This is a genomic window from Bradyrhizobium sp., from assembly GCF_049691595.1.
Classification (GTDB): Bacteria; Pseudomonadota; Alphaproteobacteria; order Rhizobiales; family Xanthobacteraceae; genus Bradyrhizobium.
The window spans coordinates 1-7,604 of the sequence record NZ_JBAVNZ010000007.1 but is presented as its reverse complement, the minus strand read 5'-3'; the positions used below and the strand labels follow the sequence as shown (position 1 = coordinate 7,604).

The 7,604-nt window shown below is 65.6% G+C and carries 4 protein-coding genes and 1 pseudogene; 4 read left to right on the top strand and 1 reads right to left on the bottom strand.

The features are described 5' to 3' along the window. A partial coding sequence (locus WCE35_RS00275; RefSeq protein WP_424591351.1) for a M20 aminoacylase family protein occupies positions 1-1,086 on the top strand: 1,086 nt, incomplete at its 5' end. A gap of 42 nt (positions 1,087-1,128) precedes the next feature. Here the strand turns inward: WCE35_RS00275 and WCE35_RS00270 are convergent. Beyond that, a pseudogene (locus WCE35_RS00270) lies at positions 1,129-2,413 on the bottom strand (UdgX family uracil-DNA binding protein). Between the two features lie 214 nt (positions 2,414-2,627). On the opposite strand from WCE35_RS00270, the gene WCE35_RS00265 reads away from it, so the two are divergent. The 3 genes from WCE35_RS00265 to WCE35_RS00255 form a co-directional block, all read left to right on the top strand. Beyond that, the gene (locus tag WCE35_RS00265) at positions 2,628-3,440 is read left to right on the top strand and encodes an ImuA family protein (RefSeq protein WP_424591350.1); all 813 of its coding nucleotides are present in this window, start codon (positions 2,628-2,630) and stop codon (positions 3,438-3,440) included. Continuing rightward, a complete protein-coding gene (locus WCE35_RS00260; protein ID WP_424591349.1) occupies positions 3,331-4,923 on the top strand; it encodes a Y-family DNA polymerase in 1,593 nt (530 codons plus the stop codon). Before WCE35_RS00265 ends, WCE35_RS00260 begins: the two co-directional genes overlap by 110 nt. Continuing rightward, a partial coding sequence (locus WCE35_RS00255; protein WP_424591348.1) for an error-prone DNA polymerase occupies positions 4,920-7,604 on the top strand: 2,685 nt, incomplete at its 3' end. The genes WCE35_RS00260 and WCE35_RS00255, both read left to right, overlap by 4 nt.

Sequence of the window (7,604 nt, the reverse complement as noted above, 5' to 3'; positions counted from 1 at the left end):
GACGTGCACCGCACTGCATCATTCGTGGCGGACCGGTTGCGGGAATTCGGCTGCGACGAGGTGGCGACGGGTCTCGGCCAAACCGGCGTCGTCGGCGTCATCAAGGGCCGCAAGGCCGCCGGCAAGGGCGACCTCAGGGTGATCGGGCTGCGCGCCGACATGGATGCGCTGCCGATCGAGGAGGACACCGATCTTCCCTACGCCTCCAGGACGCCCGGCAAGATGCACGCCTGCGGCCATGACGGCCACACCGCGATGCTGCTCGGCGCCGCCCGCTATCTCGCCGAGACGAGGAATTTCGCCGGCCAGGCGGTCGTGATCTTCCAGCCGGCGGAAGAGGGCGGCGCCGGCGCCGCCGCCATGATCAAGGACGGGCTGATGGATCGTTTCGGCATCGAGCAGGTCTACGGCATGCATAACGGTCCGGGCATTCCGGTCGGCTCGTTCGCGATCCGGCCCGGTCCGATCATGGCCGCCACCGACTCGATCGACATCCGGATCGAGGGGCTGGGGGGTCACGCCGCGCGGCCGCACAAATGCATCGACTCCGTCCTGGTCGGCGCGCAGCTGGTCACAGCTTTGCAATCGATCGTGTCGCGCACCGTCGATCCCTTGGATTCCGCTGTCATCTCGATGTGCGAATTCCACGCCGGCAATGCCCGCAACGTGATCCCGCAGACCGCCGAGCTCAAGGGCACCGTCCGTACCCTGACCTCGGAAGTGCGGGAGATGGTCGAGAAGCGCGTGCGCGAGGTGGTCGCGGGCGTGGCGCAGATGACCGGCGCCAAAATCGATCTGGTCTATGAGCGCGGCTATCCCGTCACCGTCAACCACGCGTCGCAGACCGACGTCGCGGCCGAGGTCGCCAGGCAAGTGGCCGGTGAGGCCAACGTTCACGAGATGCCGCCGCTGATGGGCGCGGAGGATTTCGCCTACATGCTGGAGTCAAGGCCCGGCGCGTTCATCTTCTGCGGCAATGGCGACAGTGCGGGCCTGCATCACCCCGCCTATAATTTCAATGACGAGGCCATCGTCTACGGCACCTCGTACTGGATCAAGCTGGTCGAGAACACGCTGGCGGCGTGACCGGAATCCGTCGCGAAAAGAAAAAGCTCGCGTGGCGAAGGCTCAGGCTGCGCGCGGTGATTTCCGCAGCAGGTCGGCTGCGATCTTCAAGTCCTCGACGAAGCGTTGATATTCGCGCGCCTTGGCTTCGGCGTCGGGCAATCGCAACAGATAGGACGGATGCACCGTCACCAGCGCCCGGGTGCCGTCGTCGAGCGCGATCGGGCGTCCGCGGTTCCGGTTGATCGGCGTGATTTTTCCGAGCACGCTTTGGGCTGCGGTCGCGCCCATCGCCACCACCAGCTTGGGCTTGATCGCGGCCAGCTCGCGTTCGTACCACTGGCGGCAAGCCTTGATCTCGAGCGTAGTCGGCTTCTGGTGCAACCGGACCTTTCCGCGCGGCACGAACTTGAAATGCTTCACCGCGTTGGTGACGTAGACCTTGTTGCGGTCGATGCCGGCGTCTTCCAGCGCGCGGTCCAGCATTTGCCCGGCCGGCCCGACGAACGGCTTGCCGGCGAGGTCTTCCTTGTCGCCGGGCTGCTCGCCGACCAGCATGAGCCGGGCGGTTTGCGGGCCTTCGCCGAACACGGTCTGGGTCGCATCCTTCCACAGCGGGCAGGCGCGGCATCGGGCCGCTTCCGCGCGCAGCGTTGCGATGGCGTCGGGAGCGGCGGGTTTGCGGCTCATGAGCAGTTCCGGCCTTTCTGGCGATTTATGTGGTGCCGGCGTCATACCGCCGCCAGGTTTCCTCCAGCCGGTCTTCGGCCGGCGCTTCGGCTATGCCCGGCGTGATCGAGATGGCATGACCGTTCCAATGCGCGCAGACGTCAGGCGTCAGGATCGACCAGGGCATGTCGGCGAAGCGGCGGGCGAAGAACGGCGCGGCCAATTCGACGATGTGATGCTCCGGCTCGAACCAGGCGACGTAGTGCGATTTTGGCTCGCGGCCGACCTCGCGGAAGCGGACCAGGGCGTGCATCCTGTGCGCGTCGCGTTGCACGGCCTTCGCCATCGCGGCGGCTATCGAAACGTCGGGATCGGTCGCCACCGCGAGCAGATCGTGATTGTCCCGCAGCCGCCACAGCAGGCGATAGAGAATGGCAAAGCGCTCGGGATCGCGGTGCAGAATCGCCGATTGCGCCAGCGCGACGAATTTGGCTGATACGCGAAAGCTGCCGTGAAGGGCTTCAAGTGGCGCGTTAGCCGCCGGCTCGACCAGTTCGGGCGCATTGCCCTCCACTGTCCAGGTCACGTCGGACGGCTTCACATCGTTCAGCGCCAGCGTCCGCGCCGCCTGGCGCCAGCCATCGAAATCGGTTTCGCGGTCGAGAATTATAAAGTGCATCGACTGTTTTGCTTTTATGGCGGTCTATTTCCGGCCTGGTTGCGGTCCGTCCCAAAATCCCTTTGATTTCATTGGAGAATCGCCTGATCGCCAATCCCGATTGACTCCACGGCTTTTGTTAGCTTTATATTAGAACATATCATGAACAAATGAGCCAGCCTCTGGTTCTCGCGTCAAACCAGGGCGGCCCACCAGCTCCTGAGGACCGGCGCACATGATCGGCGCACGCACGACCACGCTGGCGGCCCTGCGCGGCAGCATCGAGCGCCTCGAGGCGCCCGGTGTGGCGCATGCGCTTGACAAGATCGCACTCGGTCATGCGGGGGCGGATGCGAGCTTGCGCGGCGGTCTTGCGATGGCCGCGGTGCATGAGGTGTTCGCCGAGGGACATCAGGGCGCCGCGGCCACCGGCTTCATCGCGGGCCTTGCGGGACGGGTGATGTCGCGCCGGCCCTTGCTGTGGGTGCGGCAGGATTTTTCCGACATTGAATCAGGCGCGCTGTCGATGCGCGGGCTGGCCGAGCTCGGCCTCGACCCGCGCTTGCTGGTGAGCGTGCGCGCCGCCGATGTCGATACCGCGTTGCGGACCGCCGCCGACGCGCTGGCCTGCGATGCGCTCGGCGCCGTGGTGCTGGAAGTCTGGGGAGAAGCGCGGCAGCTCGATCTCGTCGCCAGCCGCAAGCTGACCCTGGCGGCGCAGGCCTCCGGCGTCACCGCCTTGCTGCTGCGGGTGGCGGCGGTCCCGCGGCCTTCCACCGCCGAGACCCGATGGCTCGTGCGCGCGGCGCGTTCGCCGCCGGGCCAACCTTCTTTGCCTGCGTCGCCCTGGAGTGGGTGGGGCGCGCCGGTGTTCGACGCGCAGCTCGTTCGTAACCGTCATGGCCCGGTCGGGCGGTGGATCATGGAATGGAAATGTGATGCATGCCTTTTCAGCGAACCGTCGGCGTATCCTCAGCCTGTGGCTGCCGCGCCTGCCCATCGATCGCATCAGGCGCCAGTTCGGGCAAAACAACGCCGCGCTGGATAAAACTCCCTGCGTTGTCGTCGCCAAGCAAAACAACGCGCTGCAGATCCATGCCCTCGACGACGCGGCGGCGCGCTGCGGCCTCGAGATCGGGCTGCCGCTCGCCAATGCCCGCGCCATCTGTCCGGAATTGACGGTGTTCGATGCCGATCAGGCCGCGGATGCCAGGACGCTCGATGATATCGCCGACTGGTGCGACCGCTTCACGCCGCTGGTGGCGCTCGACCCGCCCTGCGGCCTGTTCCTGGATATCACCGGCTGCGCCCATCTGTTCGGGGGCGAGCGCGCGCTGCTGCAAATGGTGTGCGGTGCGCTGACGCGGCGCGGCTTTGCCGTCAGCGCGGCAATCGCAAGTACCTCGATCTGCGCCCGCACCATGACGCGCCATGTGTCGGGAAAAATCATCGGCGACGGTGAAGAGTCCGCGGCCATCGGCCCGCTGCCGGTATTTACGCTCGGCACTGAGGAGGCCATCACCCGCGGGCTCCGCCGTGCCGGCTTGAAAACCATCGGCGATGTCGCCGCGCGCGCGCGCCACGAGATCACGGCAAGATTTGGCGCTGCTTTCACGAATTTGCTGGAGCAGGCGCTGGGGCAGGGCGATGCCCCGATCAGCCCGCGAAAACCGCCGCCGGATTACATCGTGGAAAAGCGCTTTCCCGAACCGGTCACGACCGAAACCGTGATCGCGGCGAATTTATCCGCGCTCGCCAACATGCTGGTCGCGGCGATGGACCGGCAGGGCAAGGGCGCGCGGCGGCTGGAGGCTGGTTTCTTCCGCACCGATGGCGCGGTGCGCACCATCGCGGTCGATACCGGACAGCCGGTGACCCGGGGCGAGGTGATCGACCGCCTGTTTCGCGAGCGGCTCGATGCCCTCAACGACCCCCTCGATCCCGGTTTTGGCTTCGATCTGATCCGGCTCTCCGCCAGCCGCACCGAAATCGTCGTGCCGCAGCAGCGCGATCTCGACGCCCATGTCCATGACAATGACGACCTGGCGGCGCTGATCGACCGCATCGCCGCGCGCATCGGCGGAAAGCGCGTGGTCGTGCATCTGCCGCAGGACACCCACATCCCGGAGCGCGCGGTGATGGCCGCGCCGGCGCAGCATCATCTGGCGGCCGCGGCCCAGGCCGCCTGGCCGGCCCGCGCCGAGGGCGAACCGCCGCTGCGCCCGTTGCGGCTGTTCGAAACGCCGGAGCCGATCAAGGTGCCGTTCGCGACCGTCCCCGACGGGCCGCCGCATCACTTCACCTGGCGGCGCGCGACGCATGAGGTGGTGCGGGTCGAGGGCCCCGAGCGCATCGCCATGGAATGGTGGAAGCAGAATGGCGCGGCGCTGACGCGGGATTATTTCCGCGTCGAGGACGAAGCCGGGCTGCGCTTCTGGATTTTCCGCGACGGGCTTTATGAGAGCGAGCTCAGAGACGAGGAAGGCAGGCCCGTCCCGGCCAACTGGTTCGTGCACGGGCTGTTCGCATGAACATTCACCGCGTCGAGCCAGCGCCCGACTATGCCGAAATCGGCATCACCACCAATTACTCGTTCCTGCGCGGCGGATCGGATCCGCGCGCCTATGTGCATCAGGCGAGCCAATTGCGGCTTGCCGCGATCGGGCTCGCCGATCACAACACGCTGGCCGGCGTGGTGCGCGCCTGGAAGGAGCTCGACAACCCCGAGGTCACGCCCAAGCCGAAACTCATGATCGGCGCGCGCCTCGTCTTCATGGATGGCACGCCGGACATCCTGGTCTATCCGCGCGAGCGCACGGCTTACGGCCGGCTCTGCCAGCTCCTCACCCGCGGCAAGCGCGGCGACGACACCGCGAAGGGCGAATGCCACCTGACAATCGACGACCTCCTGGAATTCGCCGAAGGCCAGCTCATGGTGCTGGCGCTGCCGCATCGTTTCGAGACCGCAAAAGCCCTTGATGTGCTGGCGCGGTTGCGGCGCGGCCGCGCCGATGGCGTGTGGCTTGCCGCGAGCCTGCTCTATCGCGGCGACGACCGGCGCCGCCTGGCGCGGCTGCATCACATTGCGAGAACGGCCGGCGTGCCGCTGCTGGCGACCAACGAGGTGCTGTATCACCATCCCGCGCGCCGCCCGTTGCAGGACGTGCTCACCTGCATCAGGGAGAAGACCACCATCGAGACCATCGGCAGGCGGCTTGAGGCCAATGCCGAGCGTTATCTCAAGCCTGCCCATGAAATGGCGCGGCTGTTTCGCGATTTCCCGGAGGCGATCGCGGAAACCATGCGCTTTGCCGGCCGCATCGAATTCTCGCTCGATCAGCTCAAATACCAGTATCCGGACGAGCCGGTGCCGCCGGGCAAGACCGCGCAGCAGCATCTGGAAGACCTGACCTGGGAAGGCGCCCGTCGCTGCTTCCCTGGTGGGATCGACGCGCGGCTCCGCACCACCTTGCGCAAGGAGCTCGACCTGATCGCCGAGCTCAATTACGCGCATTATTTCCTCACCGTGCACGACATCGTCCGTTATGCGCGCGAGCAGAACATCCTGTGCCAGGGCAGGGGATCGGCGGCGAACTCGGCGGTCTGCTACGTGCTCGGCGTCACCTCGGTCGATCCGACCAAGGTCGATCTGTTGTTCGAGCGCTTCATTTCGAAGGAAAGGCTGGAGCCGCCCGACATCGACGTCGATTTCGAACACTCGCGGCGCGAGGAGGTGATGCAATATGTCTACCGGCGATATGGCCGCCACCGCGCCGCCATCATCGCCACCGTCATTCATTACCGGCCGCGCAGCGCGATCCGCGATGTCGGCAAGGCGCTCGGGCTGACCGAGGACGTTACCGCGGCGCTCGCCGACACCGTGTGGGGAAGCTGGGGCAAGGGCCTCAACGAGATGCAGGTCCGGCAGGCCGGGCTGGATCCTGCGAATGCGATGGTCGAACGCGCCGTCGAGCTCGCCACCGAACTGATCGAGTTTCCAAGGCACCTGTCGCAGCATGTCGGCGGCTATGTGCTGACCCAGGACCGGCTCGACACCTATGTGCCGATCGGCAACGCCGCGATGGATGACCGCACCTTCATCGAATGGGACAAGGACGACGTCGACGCGCTCAACATGATGAAGGTCGACGTGCTGGCGCTGGGCATGCTGACCTGCATCCGCAAGTGTTTTGACCTGATCGCGGACCACAAGGGTCAGCGCTGGGAGATGGCGACGATCCCGCAGGACGAGAAGCCGGTCTACGACATGCTGTGCCGCGGTGAGTCGCTCGGCGTGTTCCAGGTCGAGAGCCGGGCGCAAATGAACATGCTGCCGCGGCTGAAACCGCGGGTGTTTTACGATCTCGTCATCGAGGTCGCGATCGTCCGTCCCGGCCCGATCCAGGGCGACATGGTGCATCCGTATCTGCGGCGGCGGAACGGCATCGAGAAGGTCAGCTATCCCTCGCCGTCGCCCGAGCATGGTGATGCGGATGAATTGCGCCGGGTGCTGCACAAGACGCTCGGCGTGCCGCTGTTCCAGGAGCAGGCGATGCGGATCGCAATCGAGGCGGCAAAGTTCACGCCTGAGGAAGCCAACGGGCTGCGCCGTGCGATGGCGACCTTCCGCAATGTCGGCACCATCGGCAAATTCGAACACAAGATGATCGGCAACATGATCGCGCGCGGCTACGCCCCGGAATTCGCCAAAAGCTGTTTCGACCAGATCAAGGGGTTTGGCTCTTACGGTTTTCCGGAAAGCCATGCCGCGAGTTTTGCCCAGCTCGTCTATGTCTCGTCCTGGCTCAAGCATCACCATCCCGATGCGTTCTGCTGCGGGCTATTGAATTCGCAGCCGATGGGCTTTTATGCCCCGGCGCAGATCGTCGGCGATGCCCGCAACAACGGCGTCGAAGTGCGCGAGATCGACGTGTCCCATAGCTTCGCGCAAAATACGCTGGAAGAGAGCGGCGGGAAGTATTGCGCCGTGCGGCTGGGCTTCCGCCAGATCGACGGATTCAAATGGGCCGATCCGGACGAGGAGGGGTTGAAGCGAATGCAAGCGTCATTCTCCGATGCGCACTTGTGCATCTCCGATGCGCCGGAAGCAGAATCCCATTTGGTCAACCGCGAAGGGACTGCGCTCCCTCTCCCGCTTGCGGGGGAGGGCTGGGGTGGGGGTGTCTCCACGATTCGCACTGTTCGAGTGGAT